Annotated in this window: 24 protein-coding genes; 15 read left to right on the plus strand and 9 right to left on the minus strand. The window is 38.8% G+C overall.

Annotated elements, in window-relative coordinates:
• Nucleotides 1-12: 12 nt before the first annotated feature.
• Both BTO11_RS02920 and coaD read right to left on the minus strand, forming a co-directional pair.
• On the minus strand, nt 13-1248 hold the full coding sequence (locus BTO11_RS02920) for a cystathionine gamma-synthase family protein (protein WP_105051179.1): 1236 nt from the start codon (nt 1246-1248) through the stop codon (nt 13-15).
• A gap of 51 nt (nt 1249-1299) precedes the next feature.
• Entirely contained in the window at nt 1300-1785 is a 486-nt protein-coding gene (gene coaD / locus BTO11_RS02925; protein WP_105051180.1) for a pantetheine-phosphate adenylyltransferase, read from the minus strand.
• 436 nt (nt 1786-2221) lie between these two features.
• Here coaD and BTO11_RS02930 point away from each other — a divergent pair, with 436 nt between their 5' ends.
• From BTO11_RS02930 to hldE, 4 genes are all read left to right on the plus strand, one after another.
• The gene (locus BTO11_RS02930) at nt 2222-2875 is read left to right on the plus strand and encodes a TetR/AcrR family transcriptional regulator (RefSeq protein ID WP_105051181.1); all 654 of its coding nucleotides are present in this window, start codon (nt 2222-2224) and stop codon (nt 2873-2875) included.
• 8 nt (nt 2876-2883) lie between these two features.
• Complete coding sequence (locus tag BTO11_RS02935; protein WP_105051182.1) at nt 2884-3459, plus strand: D-sedoheptulose-7-phosphate isomerase; 576 nt, start codon at nt 2884-2886, stop codon at nt 3457-3459.
• 38 nt (nt 3460-3497) lie between these two features.
• Nucleotides 3498-4358, plus strand: coding sequence for a PA4780 family RIO1-like protein kinase (locus BTO11_RS02940; protein ID WP_105051183.1), 861 nt, complete (start codon nt 3498-3500; stop codon nt 4356-4358).
• Between the two features lie 147 nt (nt 4359-4505).
• Nucleotides 4506-5963 carry a bifunctional D-glycero-beta-D-manno-heptose-7-phosphate kinase/D-glycero-beta-D-manno-heptose 1-phosphate adenylyltransferase HldE gene (gene hldE / locus BTO11_RS02945; protein WP_105051184.1) on the plus strand — a complete coding sequence of 486 codons (1458 nt, stop codon included), beginning with the start codon at nt 4506-4508 and terminating at the stop codon, nt 5961-5963.
• 89 nt (nt 5964-6052) lie between these two features.
• Here the strand turns inward: hldE and BTO11_RS02950 are convergent, their stop codons facing one another.
• The 5 genes from BTO11_RS02950 to BTO11_RS02970 form a co-directional block, all read right to left on the minus strand.
• The gene (locus BTO11_RS02950; RefSeq protein ID WP_105051185.1) at nt 6053-6508 is read right to left on the minus strand and encodes a hypothetical protein; all 456 of its coding nucleotides are present in this window, start codon (nt 6506-6508) and stop codon (nt 6053-6055) included.
• A gap of 208 nt (nt 6509-6716) precedes the next feature.
• Nucleotides 6717-8873 (minus strand): catalase/peroxidase HPI, encoded by a 2157-nt coding sequence (gene katG / locus BTO11_RS02955; RefSeq protein WP_105051186.1) that lies wholly within the window; start codon nt 8871-8873, stop codon nt 6717-6719.
• Nucleotides 8874-9177: 304 nt separating this feature from the next.
• Nucleotides 9178-10329, minus strand: coding sequence for a DNA alkylation repair protein (locus BTO11_RS02960; protein WP_105051187.1), 1152 nt, complete (start codon nt 10327-10329; stop codon nt 9178-9180).
• Nucleotides 10330-10341: 12 nt separating this feature from the next.
• The gene (locus BTO11_RS02965) at nt 10342-11790 is read right to left on the minus strand and encodes a 3-deoxy-D-manno-octulosonic acid transferase (RefSeq protein ID WP_105051188.1); all 1449 of its coding nucleotides are present in this window, start codon (nt 11788-11790) and stop codon (nt 10342-10344) included.
• Nucleotides 11787-12581, minus strand: coding sequence for a 3-deoxy-D-manno-octulosonic acid kinase (locus BTO11_RS02970; RefSeq protein ID WP_105051189.1), 795 nt, complete (start codon nt 12579-12581; stop codon nt 11787-11789). The genes BTO11_RS02965 and BTO11_RS02970 overlap by 4 nt, the downstream gene beginning before the upstream one ends.
• 98 nt (nt 12582-12679) lie before the next feature.
• Here BTO11_RS02970 and BTO11_RS02975 point away from each other — a divergent pair, with 98 nt between their 5' ends.
• The 8 genes from BTO11_RS02975 (at nt 12680) to BTO11_RS03010 (ending at nt 18085) form a co-directional block, all read left to right on the plus strand.
• Nucleotides 12680-13738 carry a glycosyltransferase family 9 protein gene (locus tag BTO11_RS02975; RefSeq protein ID WP_373295202.1) on the plus strand — a complete coding sequence of 353 codons (1059 nt, stop codon included), beginning with the start codon at nt 12680-12682 and terminating at the stop codon, nt 13736-13738.
• Complete coding sequence (gene gmhB / locus BTO11_RS02980) at nt 13738-14373, plus strand: D-glycero-beta-D-manno-heptose 1,7-bisphosphate 7-phosphatase (protein ID WP_105051191.1); 636 nt, start codon at nt 13738-13740, stop codon at nt 14371-14373. Before BTO11_RS02975 ends, gmhB begins: the two co-directional genes overlap by 1 nt.
• A 186-nt stretch (nt 14374-14559) precedes the next feature.
• A complete protein-coding gene (locus BTO11_RS02985; protein WP_105051192.1) occupies nt 14560-14802 on the plus strand; it encodes a FeoA family protein in 243 nt (80 codons plus the stop codon).
• Entirely contained in the window at nt 14802-16619 is a 1818-nt protein-coding gene (gene feoB, locus BTO11_RS02990) for a ferrous iron transporter B (RefSeq protein WP_105051193.1), read from the plus strand. The genes BTO11_RS02985 and feoB overlap by 1 nt, the downstream gene beginning before the upstream one ends.
• A 131-nt stretch (nt 16620-16750) precedes the next feature.
• Nucleotides 16751-16993, plus strand: coding sequence for a hypothetical protein (locus BTO11_RS02995; RefSeq protein WP_105051194.1), 243 nt, complete (start codon nt 16751-16753; stop codon nt 16991-16993).
• A 104-nt stretch (nt 16994-17097) separates the two neighbouring features.
• Entirely contained in the window at nt 17098-17529 is a 432-nt protein-coding gene (locus BTO11_RS03000) for a hypothetical protein (RefSeq protein WP_105051195.1), read from the plus strand.
• 48 nt (nt 17530-17577) lie between these two features.
• Nucleotides 17578-17832: a type II toxin-antitoxin system Phd/YefM family antitoxin gene (locus tag BTO11_RS03005; RefSeq protein WP_105051196.1), complete on the plus strand. Its 255-nt coding sequence runs from the start codon at nt 17578-17580 to the stop codon at nt 17830-17832.
• On the plus strand, nt 17825-18085 hold the full coding sequence (locus BTO11_RS03010) for a Txe/YoeB family addiction module toxin (protein WP_105051197.1): 261 nt from the start codon (nt 17825-17827) through the stop codon (nt 18083-18085). The genes BTO11_RS03005 and BTO11_RS03010 overlap by 8 nt, the downstream gene beginning before the upstream one ends.
• A gap of 24 nt (nt 18086-18109) precedes the next feature.
• Here the strand turns inward: BTO11_RS03010 and BTO11_RS03015 are convergent, their stop codons facing one another.
• Nucleotides 18110-18598: a GNAT family N-acetyltransferase gene (locus BTO11_RS03015; protein ID WP_105051198.1), complete on the minus strand. Its 489-nt coding sequence runs from the start codon at nt 18596-18598 to the stop codon at nt 18110-18112.
• Nucleotides 18599-19351, minus strand: a complete 753-nt coding sequence (locus BTO11_RS03020) for an SDR family oxidoreductase (protein WP_105051199.1) — start codon at nt 19349-19351, stop codon at nt 18599-18601.
• A gap of 344 nt (nt 19352-19695) precedes the next feature.
• On the opposite strand from BTO11_RS03020, the gene BTO11_RS03025 reads away from it, so the two are divergent.
• The 3 genes from BTO11_RS03025 to BTO11_RS03035 all read left to right on the plus strand — a co-directional run bounded on the left by BTO11_RS03025 (nt 19696) and on the right by BTO11_RS03035 (nt 24372).
• Entirely contained in the window at nt 19696-20892 is a 1197-nt protein-coding gene (locus tag BTO11_RS03025; protein ID WP_105051200.1) for a glycine C-acetyltransferase, read from the plus strand.
• A gap of 25 nt (nt 20893-20917) precedes the next feature.
• Entirely contained in the window at nt 20918-21943 is a 1026-nt protein-coding gene (gene tdh, locus BTO11_RS03030; protein ID WP_105053644.1) for an L-threonine 3-dehydrogenase, read from the plus strand.
• 284 nt (nt 21944-22227) lie between these two features.
• Complete coding sequence (locus BTO11_RS03035; RefSeq protein WP_105051201.1) at nt 22228-24372, plus strand: hypothetical protein; 2145 nt, start codon at nt 22228-22230, stop codon at nt 24370-24372.
• The last annotated feature ends 77 nt before the right edge of the window (nt 24373-24449 follow it).

Consider the following 24449-nt stretch of genomic DNA (forward strand, 5'->3'; position numbering starts at 1 on the left):
CTAATGTGTCTTTTAAATGTTTGCTAATGCTTGGCTAAAGTCAGCGATCAAATCATCAACTTCCTCAATCCCCACTGACATGCGGATCATGTTTTCATTAATTCCCGCTTTTTGACGATTCTCTAACCCCATTTCAAAGTAAATAGTTTGAGCTACCGGTAAAGCAAGTGTGCGGTTATCACCTAGGTGAGTGGCCGATATAACTAAGTTTAATTCTGTTAACAGTGCAACAGGGTCTATCGAGTCGACTGGGTCAAAGCTAACAATCGCACCAAATTGCTTAAAGTATGTTTTAGCTTGTTGATGCTGAGGATGATCTTGCAATCCTGGGTAATATACTTTGGCAATTTTATCATGAGCATCTAAAAACTCGGCAAGTGCTTGCGCATTAGCACAAGCTCTGTCGATTCTTAACGCCATGGTTTCTGCGCCAACGGCAATCATTTGTGCCGAGTCAGAAGACAAACACCCGCCTAAATCGCGCAGCCCTTTTTTCTTAATTTGAGTTAAGGCTTGGGCATGTGGAGCTTGTGAGCGAAAGCTCGGTAATATATTGTCGTAATCACGCCAATCATAGTTACCTGTATCCACTACAGCACCAGCAGTTACTGTGCCATGACCGCCTACATATTTAGTCAAAGAGGTTGTAATTAAACTCGCACCAACCGCTTTTGCATTAAATATATAACTTGGCGTCATTGTATTGTCGATGATGTAAACCAGATTATTCTGCTTACATAACTCACCAATTCCGTTTAAGTCGGCAATTTGAGTCACTGGGTTAGCTATGGTTTCAGTGAAAATAATTTTTGTGTTTGGCTGAACCGCCGCTTTGACCAATTCAATATTGGTGGCATCAACTTGAGTTACTTCAACACCAAAGCGTTGCAACGTACCTAACACACTTGGGGTATTGCCAAATAAAAACTGGCTCGCAATGATATGGTCGCCCGCCTTTAACAGAGTGAAAAATGTGGTTGTGATCGCAGCCATACCTGAAGCAAAAACCAAACACCCAACTCCGCCTTCCATGTCATTGACCATCGACTGTAACGCATCTGTTGTTGGTGTAGATTGTCTAGCGTAAGCATGTCCTGCTTGTTTACCCTGAAATATATCCACCAAATCTTGTGGATTTTCATAACCAAACAATACCGAATTAACTACTGGGTAATGCACAGCACCGCTGTCTGGATTAAGTTTCCGGTCTGCGTGGACAACCGTAGTGGTAAATTGTGTTTTGCTCATGGATAACTACCTTGCTTAGTACAAATACAGTGGCTTATTTATTGGGGAATACTATTTATTAGCTTTAAATTTTTGTTCTAACGCTTGTGCAACTAAAGGCGGTACAAACGAAGAGACATCGCCATGATGGGCTGCAACATCTCTTACTATGGTAGAAGATATATGGGCATTTTCATGACTTGGCGTTAACAGCACACTTTCTAATTCTGAATATAACGTTCTATTTACACTGGCCAATTGATATTCATATTCAAAGTCAGCAACCGCACGCACGCCCCGAATTAACACTTTAGCGTCTTTTTGTTTTGCGTAGTCGGCAAGTAAGCCAGTAAAACCTTCTACCGTCACATTTGGTACATCGATTAATGAAGCCTTAGCCATTCCAACTCTCTGCTCAAGAGTGAACAGAGGCTTTTTTCGTGAGCTAGTCGCGATTGCTACTACTACATGTTCAAACAATTTAGCTGAACGTCTGACTAAATCTATATGGCCATTTGTGATTGGATCGAACGTGCCCGGATAAATAGCTTTTACCATTTTATTTTGCTCTTCTTTATCTTATTAAATATGTTACTGAAACCTAAACTGAGACAATAACATGACTAATCTAATTTGTGATGTGGAATTACACTCTCCGCCAAATAGGCAGAGCTTTAATAGCTATACATGTACTTTAAATGTACTCTAATTTGAAAATGCATAAGCAACTAAATCATCCTATCCGAATTATCAAAGGTACGCTTAGCTGCTGATTTATATAGATAAGTTGCTTACTGTTAAATAATAAATACAATTAAATATTAATTAGCTCTAAAGAATATTTATAGAGCTATTGATCTAAATTCACTAAACAGACACAATGCTGTGATAACCAAAATATGCGGTTTAGTGACTGTGCAGTATTATTAAATGCGGTATCACTAAATGGAACTTGATGATCAAGTGTGTCCTGTACGAGTAACAGAGTTTGAAAATGAAAACTAAAGACCGAATAATTGAAGCAAGCATTGAGCTATTTAATAGCCAAGGCGAACGTAATGTCACGACAAATCACATTGCCTCCCACTTAAATATCAGTCCAGGAAATTTGTATTACCACTTTAGTAATAAAGAAGAGATCATTCGTCATATTTTTACTAAATATGCCGATCATATGGCGATTTCTTTTGAACCGGTAAAACCAAGCCAAGATGCAGTTAAAATATTAACTAACTATTTTGATGCGGTATTTAGTGCCTTATATCACTTCAATTTTTTGTACGACAACCTACCAGTTATCATGGCACGTGACCCAGAACTGAGAGCTCAATTTGGTGTAATTCATAATAAGATGATGGAAAAAATCCATCATTTAATTGTTAGTTTACAAGTTGCTAACGTCATCAATATGGATACTAACGATATTGACGACTTGGCCAACATTATTAAACAGCAAGTTACTTTCTGGATCAGTTATTGTAAAACCAGTTCAGAAAATGCCGATGTAACCGACGAATTAATTTACAATGGCCTATTAAAAGTAATATTGTTATTTAAGCCGTATATCACCTCAGAATATAAAGACACTATCAATGACATTTCAACTCGATATCGAGCACTTGCTGCAGGCAAAACAGTTGAAGAATAGGAGCTCCCATGTTTGATTTAAAACAGTGTTACGCAGACAACCTTAAACAACATTTAGACTTGTTTAATTCGATGGAAAAATATCTACCTGTTGCTGAAACCTTAGCAACTCAATGTTTTGATGCATTAGAAAAAGGCGGTAAAATCGTATTTTTTGGTAATGGCGGCAGCGCTGCCGACAGCCAACATTTAGCCGCTGAATTTGTGGTTCGTTTCAAAAAAGAGCGTCGTGCTCTTGCGTCTATGGCTTTAACCACAGACACATCAATCTTAACAGCTCACGCTAATGACTATCATTTTGATACTGTGTTTGCTCGTCAAGTTGAAGCCTTAGTAAAACCACAAGATGTTGTTATTGGTTTAACCACATCTGGTACCAGTGCCAACATCAATTTAGCACTAGAAGCCGCTAATGAAATAGGTGCATATACAGTTGCATTTACTGGCCGTGACGGCGGAAAAGTAAAAGACATCGCTAAACTGCCTATTATCATAGAAAACAATATTACAGCCCGTATCCAAGAAGCTCACATGTTTATTGGCCACTGGTTATGTGAAGCAATCGACGAATTGGTAACGCAATAATTGAAATCAATTTTTAGCCTTATATCAGGTTTGGTATTATGAAGATCCCTCAGCGTCTACAACCTTTAGTGGAAGATGGTTTGGTTGATGAAGTTATCAGTCAACTTATGAGCGGAAAAGAAGCCACTGTTTACATGGTAAGCACTGGCGATCATATTCAATGCGCCAAAGTCTATAAAGAAGCCAACAAACGTAGCTTCAAAAAAGCAGCTCAATATCAAGAAGGCCGTAAAGGCAGAAACAGTCGTCGCTCACGCGCTATGGAAAAAGGTTCTAAATTTGGCCGTAGCCAACAAGAAGAGTCCTGGCACAATGCCGAAGTTGATGCCTTATTCAAACTTGCCGATGCTGGCGTACGAGTACCAAAACCTTACGGTTGTTACGACGGCGTATTGTTAATGGAATTAGTTGTTGATGCCGACGGTGATGTTGCACCACGTTTAAACGACATAACCATGACAGCCGAAGAAGCTGTTAAACAACACACCGAATTAATGGTGCATGTAAAACGTATGTTATGTGCCGGTATTGTTCATGGTGATTTATCTGAATTCAATATTTTGGTTGATGCTCATGGTCCTGTGATCATAGATTTACCGCAAGCGGTAGATGCTGCAGCCAATAACAATGCGAAGAAAATGTTAATTCGTGATGTACAGAACGTCACTAATTATTATGCTCAATACGAACCAAGTCTCAGCGAAACACGTTTTGCCCTAGAAATGTGGGCATTATATGAAGCGGGTGAATTATTACCAGATACACCATTAACTGGTGAATTTATTGATTCCTCTGGTGAAGCCGACGTTGATTCTGTTTTACAGGAAATATCTGCAGCGTTTGAAGAAGAACAAGAACGTTTAGATCGTATCTCCTCAGCAGACGCGCCAGAAGAATAAACCGCGTCCATAACATATTAACAGCACATTTGTTAATACCTTAACGATGAAAACCACATGCCTAGCGTGTGGTTTTTCGTTATCAAGGTGTTCGACAATTAATAATTAATGTATGCTTACCCCATCTAGCTTTTAGTGAATTTTCTTATGTTTGACTTGTCTATTTTTAACCACCTTTCTGATGTAAAAATTTTAGTTGTTGGCGACGTAATGTTGGACCGATACTGGACGGGTGACTCTAAACGTATTTCTCCCGAAGCCCCAGTTCCTGTTGTTAAAATTAGTGGGTTAGACGACAAAGTCGGTGGCGCCGCTAACGTAGCCTTAAATATTGCCCGTTTAGACGGACAAGTTACCTTATTAGGCATTATTGGCGACGACGAAAATGGCGACCGTTTAGAACAGTTATTAACGGACGAAAACATTAATTCAGCCTTAATCCGCCAAACTGAACAACCTACAATCACCAAGTTGCGCGTCATTAGCCGTCAACAGCAAGTTGTACGCTTAGATTTTGAAGAGCAATTTTCTATTGAACACGCTAAATCTCTGCAGCAAAAATTTGAACACGAATTAGATAACTTTGATTTCATCTTGTTTTCTGATTATGCCAAAGGGTCGCTAGCTTGTATTAAAGACATGATCGCAACTGCGAGAGCCGCTGGTAAAACCGTATTAATCGACCCTAAATCAAAAGACTTATCTGATTACGCCGGTGCCAACGTTATTACACCAAACAAAGACGAGTTTATTGCTGCAGGCGGCCAGGTTCATAGCGAAGACGCTATATGGCAGTCAGCACAAGATGTCATGACCAACTGCAACATTGAATCTATTTTGTTAACGCGTAGCGAACAGGGCATGTCTGCCATCACGCGTACCAAAAAAGTAGATATGCCAGCACAAGTGCTTGAAGTATCTGATGTAACCGGTGCAGGTGATACGGTTATTGCCACGCTAGCCATGATGATGGCTGCAGGTTTAGAACTTGCTGATGCCGCTAAAATTGCTAATTTAGCCGCTGGCGTTGTGGTTGCTAAACTAGGTGCTGCCACGGTTTCACCAGAAGAGTTATACCGTGTTGTGAACAAAAACATGTTTGAATCTAAACAAGCGCATTACCAAACCCCATTTGATGAAGTGCTAAAACACATTGAGTTTGCCCGTCAAAGTGGTGAGAAAATTGTATTTACCAATGGCTGCTTTGATATTTTACACGCAGGCCACGTACATTATTTAGAACAGGCAAAAGCCTTAGGCGACCGCTTAGTTGTGGGTTTAAATAACGATGACTCTATAACTCGTTTAAAAGGACCAACGCGTCCTGTTAACCCTTTAAAAGATAGAGCAACCGTTATTTCTGGCCTAGCCAGTGTCGATTGGGTAATTCCATTTGGTGAGCTAAACGGCAACCAATACGACGACACACCGTTTGATATTATTCAAAAAGTGAATCCTGATATCTTAGTAAAAGGTGGCGACTACACGCCAGAAACCATAGTAGGCGCTGACTTTGTACAAGCCCAAGGCGGACAGGTTGCCGTGATTGAATTTGTGGATGGATGTTCAACAACTAAGATCATAGAGAAAATTCAACAAAAATAAAAGCAGGCTTTTTTTATAAAAAGAATCGAGTAGGCCAAAGTAAAATTTAATAATCACTCTATTTAATTTTACTTTGGCCTCTTTTATATTTATTGAATACGAGTCACTCGGATAGTGCTATTTTTCCCTTCTTTTGCTAGCAAGAATGAATTAAATACACCGCGAGCAATAACAATTTTATCACCTTCTTTTAAAAACATACGGTCTGACCCAACCTGACGCCATTGCTGATTATTATTTAAAGTAATAATTAACTTACCATAATGTGTTTTTTTTATAGAACCAACAACCGATCTAATCTCTTGCGCTCTATCTCCATTTATATCTTTATGCTCTAAACCAAAATCTTCAGATGTTACTGGAACCTCAGTAGTAAGGTCATCTTTTAACGGTTTTTCAGCTATAGCCTTGTCATAACAAAGTAAACGATTTTGATCATTTTTAATCGTGCTACATGCTTGCAACGCTTGTGTATTAATTTTTGCTTGGGCTGTAAATGTCGCTGCACTTAATAGTGTTAATATTAGGAATGTTTTCTGTTTCATTTTAATTCTCAGATCCTTATTGTGATTTAGCAGTATAACGATGCGAAACAATTGTTCTAGGGATAAATAGTAAGATTGTGAAATTAATTTAGTAAATAAATAGACAAAAAAGCCCCGATGTTTTTTAGCATAGGGGCTTTGTTATTTTAGAGCTAGATAAGGAAACTAATTCTCCTTATCTAATTTGAAATAGTGATAGCTTAAAAAGTTACACTAAGTCAAAACGGTCCGCGTTCATTACTTTAGTCCATGCGGCAACAAAGTCTTTGATGAATTTCTCTTTGTTATCGTCTTGCGCATACACTTCTGCGTAAGAGCGCAGGATAGAGTTTGAACCAAACACAAGATCCACTCTTGTTGCTGTCCATTTCACTGTATCCGTTGCACGGTCACGAATTTCATATAGGTTTTCACCGCTCGGTTTCCACGAATAATTCATGTCGGTAAGGTTTACAAAGAAGTCGTTTGTTAATGCACCTTCATTCTCAGTAAATACACCGTGTTTACTATCACCGTAGTTAGTACCAATTACTCGCATGCCACCAATAAGTACAGTCATTTCTGGTGCCGTCAAGCCCATTAATTGACTACGGTCTAACAACAACTCTTCTGCGCTGACATTGTAATCGCGCTTAAGGAAATTACGGAAACCGTCATGTACTGGTTCAAGCACCTCAAACGATTCAACATCTGTCATTTCTGCCGTTGCATCACCACGCCCTGGTGAGAATGGAACGCTAACATTTGAACCCGCCGCTTTTATCGCTTGCTCAATACCTACATTACCTGCCAGTACGATGACATCAGCAAGGCTTGCACTATTTTCGTTGGCAATCGCTTCAAGTACATTTAGTACTTTGGCTAAGCGAGTCGGCTCATTACCTTGCCAATCTTTTAATGGCGCAAGGCGAATACGAGCACCGTTTGCACCACCACGTTTATCTGAACCTCGGTAAGTTCTTGCGCTGTCCCATGCTGTAGAAACCATTTCGCTTACACTTAATCCACTAGCCGCTATTTTAGCTTTTACTGCTTCTACGTCGAAGTCAGTAGAACCGGCTGGGATTGGGTCTTGCCAAATTAACTCTTCTTTTGGCACGTCTGGTCCGATATAACGAACTTTTGGCCCTAAGTCACGGTGAGTTAATTTAAACCATGCTCTGGCAAAAACTTCTGAGAAGTAAGCTTGGTCGTTTTGGAATTTTTCAGAGATCTTACGGTACTCAGGATCTATTTTTAACGCCATATCCGCATCTGTCATAATTGGATTATAACGAGTTGTTAAATCTTCAACGTCGACAGGCTTATCTTCTTCTTTTATGTTAATTGGTTCCCACTGCCACGCACCCGCAGGGCTTTTTTTCAGTTCCCAATCGTAGTTAAGTAACAATTTGAAGAATCCGTTATCCCATTTAGTAGGCTCAGTCGTCCATGCACCTTCAATACCACTTGTAACAGTGTTACGGCCAATGCCACGCTTGGTTTTATTTAACCAACCAAAACCTTGGTCTTCTAATTCTGCCCCTTCAGGATCGGCTTCTAATAACTCAGCGTCACCGTTACCGTGAGTTTTACCAACAGTGTGACCACCAGCAGTAAGAGCCACGGTTTCTTCATCATTCATTGCCATACGCTCAAACGTAACACGCATATCGTGAGCGGTTTTAAGCGGATCTGGGTTACCGTCTACACCTTCTGGATTAACGTAGATAAGTCCCATCATTACTGCTGCTAGTGGGTTTTCTAAGTCGCGTTCACCTGAGTAACGACTGCCTTCGCTACCACTTGGTGCAAGCCATTCTTTTTCTGCGCCCCAATAAATATCTTTTTCTGGATGCCAAATATCTTCACGACCAAAGGCAAAACCAAAGGTTTTTAAGCCCATAGATTCATAAGCCATAGTGCCGGCATACGCAATTAAGTCAGCCCAGCTAAGTTTGTTACCGTATTTTTTCTTGATTGGCCAAAGCAAACGACGCGCTTTATCTAAATTTGCATTATCCGGCCACGAATTAAGTGGGGCAAAACGTTGATTCCCGGTACTAGCACCACCACGACCGTCAGCAATACGATAAGTACCCGCGGCATGCCAAGACATACGGATCATTAAACCACCGTAATGTCCCCAATCTGCAGGCCACCACTTTTGGCTGTCCGTCATTACTGCATGCATATCTTTTTTCAGAGCCGCAACGTCTAGGGTTTTAACGGTTTCTCTATAGTCAAAATCCTCGCCCATTGGGTTAGTTTTACTATCGTGTTGATGCAAAATATCTAGGTTAAGCGCCTTAGGCCACCACTCCATAGTATTCATACTGGTTTCTGTTGCGCCGCCATGCATTACTGGACATTTATTACTAGACATATGTAAATCCTCTATCTTTCGAATGAAAAAACTTATTATTTGCACAAGCTTATGATGTGCTCTGACACCACTATCGACGATTCGTTTAATCAAATAAAGCTGCTAATATCGATTTCTGTAACAGTTTTTACCTATCAACTTGGTTTGTAACTATAAATCCATAAGTATTTATAAATAATTGATGTGTAAATAAACGCCCGATGATGGAGTAAATGTGTTCTTAATGTATTAGCTAATATATATAGCAGGTAGAAGAAATATTGAATGGTATAGTTAGTAATAACTACTAGAGAGTTGATTCATATCAGGTTAAAACAAATGACGCCATTCCATGCTCTTGTCCATTTAACATCACTGAGCATTTATGTTCACCTGCGTAATATTTTCTGGTACTGATTGGCTTTATGTTGTGATTTTTTGTCAGCGTAATCGTTTGCCCAGCCTTAATTACAAACTCTTTAAATTTGAATACTTTTGGCGTGAGCTTGCCATTGGCTTTTTGATGGTAAATCACATAATCCATTAACACAGGCTGTGCTATGTTATTTTGGTTGTTTAACGTCACTGTAATGATGAAACTGTCGCCCATATTCACCACCGTTTTCGACAAACTTATCTCTACCAATACACCTTCCGGTTTAGCATAACCAAAAACCGACAATGTATTAGCGTGACCTTGTTTGATTAGCGTTCTACAAGCGTGTTTAACCAAACGTTGTCGGTTTTTATCTACGCTTGTTACTGCATCGCTACCTGTGTTCGCCTGTGTACCCGCTAACCATTTTTTTGCAATCTCGGCCACTAAGTCTGGATGATTTTTGGCAATGTCATTTAAATGATTAGCCACACTTCTACGAACGTATTCTGTACTGTCTGACTTCAGCTTTTCTAACAGAGGGAGAGCGCATTGAGGGTTATCTTTAAATTCAGGTAATTGCATAGCCCAAGGCAATAATGGGCGAGTGCCTTCACTCACTAAACGGCGTACGTGGTAACAATCGTCATCACACCAAGCATCCATAATAGTTAAACATTCTGCAGGTTGCGCTAATAATAAATAACGAATACCAAACTCACTAGTAAAACGTTTAGTCATGAGCCTTAATGCATCCATAGATTCAACTAAATAATCTTGTCCTAGCTCACCAACATATTGAGTAAATGGCATGATCATCCAACCCGCCACGCCATTCTCGTCCGTAGTGATTTCAGTTAAATCTTGGTTATCTTGTACCGGTGTCAGGGTATTTAACAAAATAGATAATGAAGTTAAATAGTCAGCTGGAAGGTAATATTTAAGTGCTATATAAATTTGATTAGCACGGTCTTTTAATTCCCGATTTTCAATATCATCTATGGCAACTTGTATAAACCCTGCTTGATCAAACCCAATAAAATTAGCACTAACATGCTGGGCTGTTAATCTAATAAGCTCAGTGTTGAACAAGTTTTTCATGCGTTATGCTGCCTATTCCTTAGCATTAGAGTTCTTAGCATTAAGAGTTCGTAACAATTCAGTACTTAGAGTATTAATGATCCCTGCATTATTCTGCAACGTGGCGAGGGCTTTTTTGCCTGTGTTACTGGTTAATTCAGAGTCTGACAGCCACAAATTTATTTGTGTAATAAATTCAAAATGCGTATTGGCTATGACTAACCCGCCACCATTGGCCAGCGTGTTACAAATTTCTGGATTGTTGTAAACATGTGGTCCCATGATGATAGGTTTAGCAAATGCGGCAGCTTCTATTGGATTGTGGCCACCACGTTCTGCAAACGAACCGCCAACAAATGCAATATCACAAACACCATATAATTTACTTAACTGTCCCATTTGGTCACCCAATAATACGTCGGTTGTGGTTTCAGCCGACTCAGACTCACTCATTTTAACTACGCTGAGTTGTTGTGAAGTTAAGTATTCAAAAACAGGTATAAAACGTTCTGGATGTCTTGGACATATTATTAGGATTAAATCTGGATATTGGCTTTTAAATTGTTGGTAGGCTTCTACCAATAAGCTTTCTTCACCTTCATGGCTGCTGCCAACAATGATCACCTTACGCTTAGTTAAATTTAAAGCGTCTCTTAATTCTTGTGCTGCACTCATGTCAGCAGGCTCAATATCAAATTTAATATTGCCTAATAAAGATAACTTATCTGGATTGATGCCCATGGCGAGGTAGTTATCAAAGTCGGTCTGATTACGTGCATACACTTGATGTAATTGCTGGATCATAGGCTCTGACAATGACGTCAATTTTTGATAACCACGTCTGGTTTTGTCGGTTAATCTCGCGTTAACAATACACACAGGCAGCTGTATTTTATGACCTTGTTTATTTTTGTACTTGTAACACTGATTAATTAAATTTGGCCACAACTCTACTTCCATAATAATCACTAAGTCAGGTTGAACCTGTTTTAATAATGATGACATTAGCCAAGGCAAATCTACCGGTAAATAGGTGTGGCTGACTTTAACTTTAAGCGCTTTATCTAGCAGACGGAATAGTTGTTCTTTGCCGGTTTTGGTATTTGTGGTGACGACAAAACTTAATTCTGTGTCACTGCTGTTATCCACGTCATTTGACGCTAATAGTTTTTTTATCAGGGGAATTGCGGCAACCACTTCACCCACTGATGCACAGTGGATCATGACTCGTTTATTTTGTGTGTTTTTATCTAGCGTTAAGCTTTTACCGACTAAACCGTATTTTTGTCCCCAAAACCAATCGCGCTTTTCGTTCCCTTTAAGTGGCTTGCGCACCAAAAAAAACGTGGCCTGTTTGACTAACGCGGCAACCCACTTTGTTAAGTCAACTAACAGGAATATTACTAATAGGAAGTTATAAAGCAGCAGAGTTAACTGTCGTTTAATTGGACTTGTTTTTCTGCCGTTTATTAACAAATTCATTTAGCGTAACCCAGTAACAGCTGTTGCCATTTGGCATCGCTGAAGTGGAATTTTTTATTTATGGTTGGATTTTCTGCTTTGTCTTTTTCTTTACGTAACGAGCGCAATAAACGATTTAGGTTAGCCTGTTGCCAAAATATCGCTGGCGCATTAAATTCCGGCTCTCTGAATTCACAGCGATCAAAATCAATTAAAAATACCTTACCGCTATTATCTATCATGATGTTATGAATATTAAGGTCACTATGGCAAACACGCGCTTGATGAAAACGTTTAATGGTTGCACCAATATTTTGCCAGACATCATCTGACAAGTCTTCAGCTAGTAACCAATGAAAACCATCTTTAGCATCGGCAATTTTTTCAATTAAAATATCGTTTCGACACCATAAACCCGCTACTTTCGTTACCATTGCGGCAATAGGGTTTGGCACAGGTAACCCTAGGTCGACCATTTTTTGTAGCATAGTGAGTTCGGCAATACTGCGGGTCTTGTTTAATTCTGTGTATAAAAACTCATCATGTAATATTTTACTGACTAAGCCACCGCGATAATAATGGCGTAAAACAAAATGTCGTTCTGGCGAAGATGACCCGGAGTCGGCATTGTATTTAATAAAATAAGTGGTGTTGCGGCCTTTAGATTCACCAGTTATTGCTCTTTTACCCGACCAGTAGTCAGCATTAAACCAATCACTAGTTACTGTGTCTTCCAAGCTTGGGTGAGCGAAAATAGTTTGATTTTTTTCGATAGTTTGACGCCATAATATAGCGGTTGAATCTGATAACAAAACGACTTCTTACAAGTTTTAAGTTGGAATAGTGCAAATCATACATTAGCATGACCGTCTTAAGCCAATTTGATTTGATTTTTGTTGTTTGTTTTTTGATAGGAGTTGCTGTGTCTTTACAATCTATATGTGTATTAAGGTTATCCGCCATTGGTGACGTATGTCACGCTGTTGCTGCGGTACAGGCTATTCAAAGAAAACATCCTCAAGCTAAAATCACTTGGATAATTGGCAAAATTGAAAAAATGCTATTGGATGGTTTACCAAACGTTGAGTTTGTCGTTTTTGACAAATCAAAAGGTAGAGGCGCTTTTAAACAACTCCAACAAGATTTAGCTGGCAAAGAATTTGATGTGTTATTGCACATGCAAGTTGCCCTTAGAGCAAACTGGGCAGCAAAGTATATTAACGCAAAACGCAAAATTGGTTTTGATCGTGACCGAGCTAAAGAACTACATACATTGTTCACTAAAGAACGTATTGCGCCGCAAATCGAACCGCACGTTTTAGAGGGCTTTTTTGGCTTTGCGCAAAAATTAGGTGTGTCGCTTTCTGAACTAGACCACTTAAGCTGGAACATTCCAGTTTCTGATGACGATATTACATTCGCCAATAGCCACATTGCTCCAAAATCTAAAACCTTTGTGATATCTCCAGCTGCCAGCAAAAAAGAACGTAACTGGTTACCAGAGCGTTACGCTGCACTTGCCGATTACGCAGCAGATAAAGGTTTTAAGGTTGTTTTATGTGGTGGTCCAGCACCAATTGACCGAGAGTTAGGTGATGCAATTCAAGAATACGCTGAAACTGAAATAGTAGATTTGATTGGCAAGACTAGCTTAAAACAAATGTTGGTTTGCTTAAAAAATGCATCGTTAGTATTAGCACCAGATACCGGCCCTGCGCATATGGCCGTGACACAAGGTACGCCTGTGCTGGGTATTTATGCCCATTCAAATCCAAAACGTACTGGCCCTTATTTATATCAAGATTATGTTACTGAGGTTTACCACAGAAATTTATTCCTGCAAAAAGGTGACAGCGCCGAAAATTTAAAATGGGGAGTGCGTGTTAAAGGTGCTGAATTGATGGGACAGATCATGGTAGATCAAGTGAAAATTCAGTTTGATCGATTAGTACAGGACTTTGAACTTTAATGTCTCAGCCTCAGCCTCAAACTCAAACTCAAAAAAAATCAACCCCTGCAACTCAAGCTAAAAAGCATGAAACTCAAAATAATGAACCTAGCAAAACATTATTTTTAGACCGTGATGGTGTAGTTAATGTTGATCATGGTTATGTGTCACAACCAAAAGATTTTGAGTTTATTGATGGTGTTTTTACTGCCTGCAAACAGTTTCAAGACGCAGGTTATAAAATTGTGATCATCACCAATCAGTCTGGAATTGGCCGAGGTTATTATTCAGAACAAGACTTTCATGCTCTAACTGACTGGATGGTGGCTGAATTTAAAAAGAATAATGTAGATATTTTAGCAGTTTATTACTGTCCGCATCATCCTGTTAAAGCCAATGCACCATATTTACAAGAATGTGACTGCAGAAAACCACAACCAGGCATGTTATTACAGGCAATTAACCAGCATAACCTAAGCCCAAACAATTCTATTATGATTGGCGATAAAGCGTCAGACATGCAAGCGGCAAGTGCAGCAGGCATAAAACACAAGTACCTAGTTAACTCTGGCCAGTCCTTTTCGTCAGAAGTTGAAGAATTGGCAGATGCTGTTTTTGCTGACTTACCAGCAGCAGCAAACTCAATATTGTTATAGCCCAAGTAACGTTATCAGAGCCTAGTTTTGCTCATTCCAAAAATTCATTAATGCCAGATGACTATTAATAATAACGCCTAACACTAAACACATTTGCAAAATGGGATGTTAATAGTAACTATTATCATTTAACACTTTGGTTAAAAAGGTATATTATGGCCTTTCTTCTTTTGAATTGAGGTTTTTATGACATTGTGGGAATTAAACAAAGGCGAAACTGCAAATGTTTCACACCTTTGGGAACATTTAGATGATTCTGTCAGTACTCGCCTAGTAGAAATGGGGTTTGAAACTGACCAAAACATTACATGTTTACGTAGAAGCGTGTTTGCTGGCCCTTTAGTTATTCAAATTGGTGATTGTGTTTACTCATTAGAGCAAAAAATCGCTGAACAAATATTCATCTCGACTCAAGAAACTATCTCATAATGAAAAAAATTCTCCTTGTAGGTAAACCTAACTGTGGCAAAAGCCTATTATTCAATCAACTTACTGGGTTACGACAAAAAGTCGCTAACTACCCGGGTGTAACCGTTGAAATCAAAAGCGGAAGAATGGCTGAATATGAAATCATCGACTTTCCTGGTACATATTCTTTAAACACCTTATCAATCGACGAAAAAGTGGCTGTTGAGCAGTTAACCTCGCGCGTAAAAGATGAAGAAACTGAGCTGGTAGTTTGTGTATTAGACGCGACCCGTTTAGAACGTAGTTTAGTGTTTGCTTTACAAGCACAACAATTAGCCATTAAAGAAAATAAACAGATAGTGTTTGTTTTAAACTTTATTGATGAAGTAAAACGTTTTGGCCACAACATTGACCTTGACGGTTTATCCAGAGAATTAGGTGCGCCAGTTTACGCTTTGTCGGCTCGCTCTCTTGATGGTATTGCTGAATTTAAAGACGCGTTACTAACTGCAGAATATAAAAACTTTCCTGTTCAAGCGCCAAGAGCCCCTTTAGAGACCACCAAGCAGTTTGTTGATTTTAGCCGTTCATTAGCTAAAACCTATGCTATGAATAAAGATGTGGTACTAAGAAATCAAAACAGAGTAGACACCTTTTTACTTAATAGCTTTTTAGGCGGCTTTGCCTTTTTAGCGATTATGTTTGTGCTGTTCCAGAGTATCTTTACCTGGGCAACGCCACTTATGGATGGTGTAGAAACCATTATTGCTAGCTTTGCTGGATTTGTAACTCAGTTTACTGGCGAAGGCGTAGTCACCGACTTTTTGAATGACGCTATATTTGGTGGTGTGGGTTCATTTTTAGTTTTTGTTCCACAAATCATGGTACTTACTTTTGTTATTGGCTTGTTAGAAGACAGTGGTTATTTGGCGAGAGCTGCATTAATTTGTCATAAACCATTAAGTTATTTTGGTTTGTCTGGCCGTAGTTTCATTCCTTATTTATCGGGTCACGCCTGTGCAATACCTGCAATTATGGCAGCAAGAACCATAGAATCTCCGCGTAAGCGTTTGATCACTATGTTAACAATCCCATTAATGTCTTGTTCTGCGCGTTTGCCTGTTTATGCATTATTAGTGTCGGTCTTTATTCCGTCTGATCAATACTTTTTAGGCTTCTTTAACATGCAAGGTTTGACGTTCTTTGGCTTGTATATGTTTGGCATAGTCACTGCGCTTATTATCAGTGCGCTGTTAAGCCACTCAAAATCTACTGAGCAAGAACAGTCTGAAATGCCATTTATTATTGAATTACCAAGTTACCGTTTACCGCATTGGAAACCGCTTTATCACCGAGTGATAAACAGTGGTCAGCAATTTATTAAACGCGCTGCGCCAGTTATTTTTATGGTTGCCGTTGGTATTTGGGTGTTGGGTTATTTCCCACTAAACGCAAGTTTAGAAGAGTCTTGGTTAGGCAGCATTGGTCACTTTATTGAACCTGTATTTGCTCCACTTGGATTAGATTGGCGTTACGGTATTGCGATATTAATGTCTTTCTTAGCCCGCGAAGTATTTGTAGGCGCCCTTGGTACCTTATACGGAATGGAAGGCGCTGATGAAAACATTGCAGGCCTTGCACAAAACATAATGAACGACGGTTTACCGTTAGGCACAGGCATAGGTTTGTTATTGTTTTATGTGGTGGCATTACAATGTGTAGCGACCGTAGCAACATTAAAAGCAGAAACAGGTAATGCTAAATTATCTTGGGGTTTATATGCCGCATACGGCATCCTAGCTTACATTTTAGCTTTCTTAGCCAATACCTTTATCTAAGACTTCATATAATTATCAAAGTCATAAATCAAAGGAGTCAGAGTAAATTAAATTTTACTCTGACTTTTTAATGTCTAAAATAAACTCTCTCATACAAAGACAAATACAAAAGTTTAATAAGGATCTAATAAATGGAAAAGAGACTCAGTGCATTCAACTGGATAACCCTTGGTGTGTGCTTTATTGTTGCATTATTTGGTTTGGCTCAGTTAGGCTTTTTAATTGGTTATATGGCATTTGCACAAGAGCTAAGCCTAGATAAAATTGGCTACACACCAATTGCTTCTGTTTTTGCTGGAGTGGCTGCGGTTTACCTATTTATTCGCACCATAAAAAATACCAATTCAAGTACCGACATTAAAAGCCAAGACTAAACCTGAAATAGCCGATGAAATAGAAGCTTCAATAAAGGCTAAGCACCAAAATCAACACGCGTAGCAATCGCTCACTATTAAATTGTTATTTGTATAAGGATAGTATGAAGTATTTATCAAGCATTTTGGTGTTGTTAATCGCCGTTCAACTTAACGCTCAAGAGATCAAAGTTAACCCGGGTAAGTATTCTGATTATTATCATATGAAATACGAACTTACCTCAGGCAATTATTCGGTAAACACTGAGTACGGATTTAACCAAGGCGGTCAATTCGAAGTCTTTGTCCCAAAAAAGTATTTTCCAATTGCAGCTCCAGCTTGCAATGAAAACATCATAATTCGTATGTCTTACTCTAACTCCGAAGAACGTAAACGTGCTCTTTACAATGAATTATTATTGTCAAAAACGATTACCGTTACATTAGAGTTAAACCCTTATATTAAAGTCCTAAACAAAGATCCGTTAGAACTTGAGTTACAGCATTGTAATGTATTTTTCAGACATAAAGCGGGTGACTACTTCGACCAGCTTTAGTGGTTCTCACTTAAAGTGGATGACTTAGTTATTTATGAGAGGTGACATATGAGAGTTGTTTCATTTACAGAAGCTAGAAATGAGCTTAAATCGGTATTAGATCAAGTTGTTGATGATGCCGATTATACCGTCATCACTCGAAGGGATGCTGAAGATGCCGTCGTCATGTCTATGGATCATTACAATAGCTTAATGGAAACGGTTCATTTACTGAAATCGCCAGCTAATGCAGCTCATTTAGCAAAGTCGATTGAGCAATACATGTCAGACAAAACAAATGAACGAGATATCATTGATGTCTAGAAAGTTGGCATGGACTGATGAAGCTTGGAACGATTATATCTATTGGCAAGGCCTAGATAAGAAAATACTAAAGCGAATTAATAAGCTAATTAGTGATACCAAACGCTCACCATTTGAGGGTATTGGAAAGCCTGAACCGTTAAAAGAAAGTTTATCTGGCTTTTGGTCTAGACGTATCGACGAAACAAATCGTTTAGTCTGTGCAGTAACAGACTCTCACCTAACCGTACTTTCATGCCGATATCATTATTGAGTGTTCGATAGCTAATAATCATGCTTAAGTTAAATCAGTCTTGGTCATATAAGCACAGCCTTCCATTGGCATCTCTTGGGGATAAATAGCTTCAACAAAGCCTAATTTTTCATATGCGCTTTTAGCTTTATGGTTGTCGTTAAACACAAATAAAGATAGCTCGTTTACCTTTAAATCTGCACAGCCTTTGTCGGCTAACAACGAAATCAAATCCGCTATTTTGTTTTGTCCTCTGCAATCAGGATTGATGACTAAACGGCCAAAATGACAGCGTCCTGCACGTAAATAATACTGACCAAAACCCACCAATAAATTTCGTTCAACATCAGTCGCTGGCTCTGAATATTTTAAACAGAAAGACGGTAAACGCTCCATGCTTAAATCAGCTTTAAATGTGGCTTGGTCAAATGGATACCGGAATTTAGGGCCTGACCAAATTCTTAAGTTTTTTTCATCCACAAACCACTGACTCATTTGCGCTAATTCTTGATCCGTTGGCGTTGTTAATTTCATTTAACACCCTCCAGTTACATCAATTATTGAGCCAGTGGAAAAAGAAGATTTGTCACTGGCTAGCCAGTATATGGCTTCTGCTACCTCTTCAACTTCTCCGCCTCTGCCTAACGGGATATTGGTTTTTAATCTGTCTACTCGGTTTGGATCGCCGCCATCTGCATGCATGTCGGTATAAATTAATCCAGGGCGTACACCGTTCACTCTAATACCTTGTGCTGCCAGCTCTTTTGATAAACCAACCGTTAACGTGTCTATGGCACCTTTGGATGCAGCATAATCAACATATTCGTTGGGTGAGCCTGTTCTTGCTGCGCCAGAAGATACATTTACTATAGTGCCGCCACTGCCGCCAAACTCTAAAGACATACGCTTAATTGCCTGTTTGCTACATAAAAAATAGCTGGTGATATTGGTAGTTAATATGTTGTTAATACGCTCCGCGCTCATATCTTGCACGCGCATTTGAGATTGTAAAATCCCAACGTTATTTACTAGCGTCGTTATGGCTCCAAGCTGCTGATCCACTTGTGTAAATAAGTGCTCAACCTCCTCTTCTTTGGAGACATCAGCTTGAACACATATACACTTTACGCCAAACGCTCTAACATCTTTGGCGACTTTTTCAGCGGATTCATGATCATTATGGTAGTTAATACATATGTCATAACCTTGCTCAGCAAAAAGCTTGGCTGTGGCAGCGCCAATCCCTCTGCCAGCACCGGTAATAACCACAACTTTGTTAACATTCATCTACTTACACCTAGTTAATATTGAGCTAATTAATTTACTATCTCATTTAATCTGAATTAGTTATAACCCTTATGGATGTAAATTAACATTACAGATAAAATACGCGCACTTATTCATGGTATGTGTTTAAGCTATTGTGATTGTGCAGTTAACTGCACAAAATCTAATAATCATGATTAGCAAAATTAGGTCTAGAACAGCCTGTTTTACTGTACTGGATGAATTTATCCGATACAATCCATGGCATTGTAGAATAGTCATCTATTCTTGGACTAATCCCTAAAATAATTGTTAAAAGAGTTGATGAAATAATTTCAAAATCAACTCAAATTGGAGAGACTAATATGCGTGCAGCCGGTTTTTTTAAACACCTTCAACAAGAAATTGAACAAGTAAAACTTGATGGTTTGTATAAGTCTGAACGTATTATTACGTCACAACAAAAAGCCAGTATTGATGTTAATGGCGAACAGGTTTTAAACTTTTGTGCCAACAACTATTTGGGATTAGCGAATCACCCAGACCTAATTAAAGCCGCTCAAGAAGGCTTAGATGCGCACGGTTTTGGTGTTGCCTCTGTTCGTTTTATTTGTGGTACGCAAGATATTCATAAAACATTAGAAGCTAAAATTAGTGAATTTTTACAAACTGAAGACACGATTTTATATGGTTCATGTTTTGATGCTAACGGCGGTTTGTTTGAAACTATTTTAGGTGCAGAAGACGCAATTATCTCTGACTCGTTAAACCATGCTTCTATCATCGACGGTGTACGTTTATCTAAAACCAAACGTTACCGTTATGCCAATAACGATATGGCAGACCTAGAAAAACAATTACAACAAGCCGTTGCTGATGGCGCACGTTTTAAATTAATTGCTACTGACGGCGTATTCTCAATGGATGGCGTTATTTGTGATCTTAAAACAGTATGTGACTTAGCAGACAAATACGATGCACTCGTCATGGTAGATGACTCACACGCAGTTGGTTTTGTTGGTGAAAATGGTCGTGGTACACCTGAATATTGTGGCGTGATGGACCGTGTTGATATCATCACAGGTACATTAGGTAAAGCATTAGGCGGTGCGTCTGGTGGTTATACAACGGGCAAAAAAGAAGTGGTTGAATGGTTACGTCAACGCTCTCGTCCTTATTTATTCTCTAACTCTGTTGCACCTTCAATTGTTAACGCGTCGATTAAAGTGTTAGAAATGTTAGCAACTGGTTCTGAGCAACGCGACCAACTTTGGTCAAACGCGGCTTACTTCCGTGAGCAAATGGAAGCCGCTGGCTTTACCTTAGCAGGTAAAGATCATGCCATTATTCCAGTTATGTTAGGTGACGCTCAACTAGCGTCAGATATGGCAGACAAGATGCTACAAGAAGGCATTTATGTTGTTGGTTTCAGTTTCCCAGTTGTACCAAAAGGCCAAGCGCGCATACGCACGCAAATCTCCGCTGCACATAGTAAAGAGCAACTTGATAAAGCCATTGCTGCCTTTATCAAAGTAGGCAAAGAATTAAAGATTATTAAGTAAGATGACGATGATAAATAACATGACAATGAAAGCATTAGCAAAAACAAAGTCTAAAGTTGGTATTTGGATGACTCAGGCTGAAAAGCCAGTCATGGGTCACAATGACTTATTAATTAAAATCCGTAAAACCGCAATTTGCGGAACTGACATGCATATATATAACTGGGATGATTGGGCAAAAGCGACCATTCCAGTACCTATGGTTGTTGGCCATGAATACGTTGGTGAAGTGGTAGACATGGGCCAAGAAGTTCGTGGTTTTACAGTTGGTGACCGTGTATCTGGTGAAGGCCATATCACTTGTGGTCATTGCCGTAACTGCCGCGCGGGTCGTGTGCATTTATGCCGAAATACTGTTGGTGTGGGTGTTAACCGTGAAGGCTCTTTTGCTGAATATTTGGTTATTCCTGCGTTTAACGCATTTAAAATCCCTGACAATATCTCTGATGAATTAGCCTCTATCTTTGACCCGTTTGGAAACGCAGTTCATACCGCGTTATCTTTTGACTTAGTGGGTGAAGATGTATTAATTACGGGTGCAGGTCCAATTGGTATTATGGCCGCGGCGGTAGCTAAACATGTTGGCGCACGTCATGTTGTGATCACTGACGTAAATCCATACCGTTTAGAATTGGCTAAAAAAATGGGTGCCACTCGCGCAGTTGATGTGTCCAAACAAAAGCTAAAAGACGTAATGAATGAGCTAGGCATGACAGAAGGCTTTGACGTTGGTTTAGAAATGTCTGGCGTACCTACTGCTTTTAACGACATGTTAAATAACATGAACAATGGCGGAAAGATTGCCATGTTAGGTATTCCTCCGTCAGATATGGCGGTAGATTGGAATCAAGTGATCTTTAAAGGCTTGGTTATTAAAGGTATTTACGGCCGTGAAATGTTTGAGACTTGGTACAAAATGGCCAGTTTAATTCAATCTGGTTTGGATATATCGCCTATCATTACTCACCAATTCCCAATAGACAAATTCCAAGACGGTTTTGACACTATGGGTTCTGGTCAGTCTGGTAAAGTCATCTTAAACTGGGACTAGCCCTTGTCTTGTCCTTAAAGATAAAAAGTGCAAAGTAATTAACTTTGCACTTACCCTCCAACTTTCCTTAATCAACAGCTCCAGCTCCATTGATTTTTTATTCTAGTTATAAAACATTTCAAATAGTTAGGTATATCCCCTATTGATACTAATGCACAATAAACTTAATGTTTGGTTTGTTAAAAATTTCGTATCATACCTACTAATAAAAAGTGAATAGTCACATACTTTCCTTATTCCCTAAGTAGCTATGGCAGTAAAAGTAAAAAAGGGTTTAACATTCAATGGATAGTATCGCTTTTATCTTAAAAATCATCGTTCTGATCATCTCAATTTTTGCCTTGTTTTCTTATTTCACTTCCTACAAAACGACTTCAAAAAACGCCACTAATTTAGCCAAACAAATTAATGCGTTGGAAGATGATGAGCAAGAATTTGAATTAACCGATGAACAAGAAATCGCAGCGCTTAATAAACTTTTTGGTTTAAAGTTGGAAGAACCCGTTAAAGCATTTGAAATGCCTATCGTGGGTGAAATTTCCATTCAGAGTATGTCTACATCTTCTGGTACAAGCAGCCTGTTAGTGTCTATTTCGCACATTAATATTCAAGTTCCTAATATTTTGTCGGTAGAGCAATTACAAAGCTTTTTTGAAACCAGTGTTCAAAATCAAGCCCCTGCTAAATTGGCACTTATTAATAATAAATTTTACTTAATGTCACTTGGCGATTTTAGTTTAGTGGGTGAATTGTTAACGGGTGAGTTAGAAAAACAAACCCAAGCTGCAATAGAAAGCGGGCAAATAGGTAAAATTGATAGCTTGCCGCTTGAAGTGTTAAGCAATAGAAAAGGCTCTGATAACGAACGACTGTATTTTGATCCACTAACTAGAGGTATAGGTTATTCCTTTTTGTTAATGATCAGCTTTGTGATTGCAGGGTTTATGATTGATGAGAGCTCGTCTTATCTTGTTTGGGCTGTGACTTATGGCATTATTTTATTTATTGGATTTGGTCTATGGCATCGTTCTAGAACAAGGGCTCGTTATGCATGTGAAGTAACCAGAATGAGTGGCCAATTTAGTCAAATAACAAATGAATATGAACAACATCATGTCCAAGTGTATGACGAAAACGGTCTAGGAAAAGTTAGCTTTTTACTTCCCCAAATTTGGCAAGATAAATTAGACCGTATTCCACTTGATCAAAAAGTGTCGTTTGAAGTGTTAAGTGGTACCTCCAACATTGTCAGTATTGAAAACACCCATTCAGTCCAGCGTGATTTTAAAGAAGAGAAAAACAATAAGAATTCCTTTTGGTTGGCGGTGACCTTTGTATTTCTGATCTTTCACACATCACTGTATATGGATTTTAATAAAGCACCACTTGCCTTAAAAATGTTAGAAACTTCTGGAATGAAAGAGATCAATTCTTTAGATGATTGGAAATCTATCGAGGAAGTTGGTCAGAGAATTTATACCAATTCACTGAATAGACAATGCTTATTAATCTATGGAGATTTCTTAGAAGGTGAGTCGTATAATTATTGTGACTATTTTAATGTATTAGATACAGAGCAAAACCTTGACCTGTTGGGCAGTGTTTCTAAGCAATTAGAAACTATTAAACAGATTGATGAGCAGCTAACATTTCCTAGCATAAGCGATTCTATTTACTCAGTGTTAAAAATGAAAGCCATGTTCTCTAACCAACAATTGGTCGCGCAAAAAAACGTATCCCAATATGATTACTCTATCTTGCACTCATGGGCTAAATGGTTAACAAAATCCAACCAGGATGATGCTCTATTTAAAGAAAAAATCATGACTATGTGGGATGACATTACTCCATCTACACCATGTAAAAAAGACTGTTGGCAGCAAATACTTAATTTTAAGCCCAAAAGCACAAAAATCAATGACAGTGATTATGGGTTTATAAAAAAAGGTGAGCTTTCGATATTCTTTTTTACCCAAAGAGAATTAAAGGAAGAGCAAGCTAAATCAGTTATCTCTACCTGGAGTAAAGAGTTTATTTCTACAAGTGTTAATCCAAAGCCAGAAGTAAATGTTGTGTTAATAGCTGATTCAATACCAGATAATGGGTGGCAGTCATTCGCTTCAACTGTAGGGCCACAATATTCATGGAGAAATAGCCGTAAAGACACCGGCCCTGATTACATAACGCTGATCAAAAATGCAGCTCAATCAATAAAAGTTATGCAACAAGAAGATATTGACTACGGCGTTGTCAGCTTTATTACAACAGAAGATAACATAAAAACAATCGTTATTGATTTAACCATGGACGAACATATATACCTATTAACACTAGCGCATTTAGCGCTTGTTTTATTTGGTGTTGGCGGACTTGGACTAGCGTTATTTTTAACCTACAAACAAAAGCAAGAACCTACAAAACGATATTAATGAGTCATTAAAAAAGGACAAAGTGATTAACTTTGCCCTTTTTATTTAACGTGTCCCGTCCTGAAATGTGTTTACAC

Source organism: Psychrosphaera saromensis (genome assembly GCF_002954545.1).
Classification (GTDB): Bacteria; Pseudomonadota; Gammaproteobacteria; order Enterobacterales; family Alteromonadaceae; genus Psychrosphaera; species Psychrosphaera saromensis.

Coding starts and splice junctions, on each gene's coding strand:
- BTO11_RS02995 (WP_105051194.1), top strand. CDS start 16,751: ATGGAAAAGAGACTCAGTGCATTCAACTGGATAACCCTTGGTGTGTGC.
- BTO11_RS03000 (WP_105051195.1), top strand. CDS start 17,098: ATGAAGTATTTATCAAGCATTTTGGTGTTGTTAATCGCCGTTCAACTT.
- BTO11_RS02950 (WP_105051185.1), bottom strand. CDS start 6,508: ATGAAACAGAAAACATTCCTAATATTAACACTATTAAGTGCAGCGACA.
- BTO11_RS03035 (WP_105051201.1), top strand. CDS start 22,228: ATGGATAGTATCGCTTTTATCTTAAAAATCATCGTTCTGATCATCTCA.
- BTO11_RS03020 (WP_105051199.1), bottom strand. CDS start 19,351: ATGAATGTTAACAAAGTTGTGGTTATTACCGGTGCTGGCAGAGGGATT.
- BTO11_RS03005 (WP_105051196.1), top strand. CDS start 17,578: ATGAGAGTTGTTTCATTTACAGAAGCTAGAAATGAGCTTAAATCGGTA.
- coaD (WP_105051180.1), bottom strand. CDS start 1,785: ATGGTAAAAGCTATTTATCCGGGCACGTTCGATCCAATCACAAATGGC.
- BTO11_RS03015 (WP_105051198.1), bottom strand. CDS start 18,598: ATGAAATTAACAACGCCAACGGATCAAGAATTAGCGCAAATGAGTCAG.
- feoB (WP_105051193.1), top strand. CDS start 14,802: ATGAAAAAAATTCTCCTTGTAGGTAAACCTAACTGTGGCAAAAGCCTA.
- katG (WP_105051186.1), bottom strand. CDS start 8,873: ATGTCTAGTAATAAATGTCCAGTAATGCATGGCGGCGCAACAGAAACC.
- BTO11_RS02930 (WP_105051181.1), top strand. CDS start 2,222: ATGAAAACTAAAGACCGAATAATTGAAGCAAGCATTGAGCTATTTAAT.
- BTO11_RS02920 (WP_105051179.1), bottom strand. CDS start 1,248: ATGAGCAAAACACAATTTACCACTACGGTTGTCCACGCAGACCGGAAA.
- BTO11_RS03025 (WP_105051200.1), top strand. CDS start 19,696: ATGCGTGCAGCCGGTTTTTTTAAACACCTTCAACAAGAAATTGAACAA.
- BTO11_RS02960 (WP_105051187.1), bottom strand. CDS start 10,329: ATGAAAAACTTGTTCAACACTGAGCTTATTAGATTAACAGCCCAGCAT.
- BTO11_RS02965 (WP_105051188.1), bottom strand. CDS start 11,790: ATGAATTTGTTAATAAACGGCAGAAAAACAAGTCCAATTAAACGACAG.
- BTO11_RS02940 (WP_105051183.1), top strand. CDS start 3,498: ATGAAGATCCCTCAGCGTCTACAACCTTTAGTGGAAGATGGTTTGGTT.
- hldE (WP_105051184.1), top strand. CDS start 4,506: ATGTTTGACTTGTCTATTTTTAACCACCTTTCTGATGTAAAAATTTTA.
- BTO11_RS02985 (WP_105051192.1), top strand. CDS start 14,560: ATGACATTGTGGGAATTAAACAAAGGCGAAACTGCAAATGTTTCACAC.
- BTO11_RS02935 (WP_105051182.1), top strand. CDS start 2,884: ATGTTTGATTTAAAACAGTGTTACGCAGACAACCTTAAACAACATTTA.
- gmhB (WP_105051191.1), top strand. CDS start 13,738: ATGTCTCAGCCTCAGCCTCAAACTCAAACTCAAAAAAAATCAACCCCT.
- tdh (WP_105053644.1), top strand. CDS start 20,918: ATGAAAGCATTAGCAAAAACAAAGTCTAAAGTTGGTATTTGGATGACT.
- BTO11_RS03010 (WP_105051197.1), top strand. CDS start 17,825: ATGTCTAGAAAGTTGGCATGGACTGATGAAGCTTGGAACGATTATATC.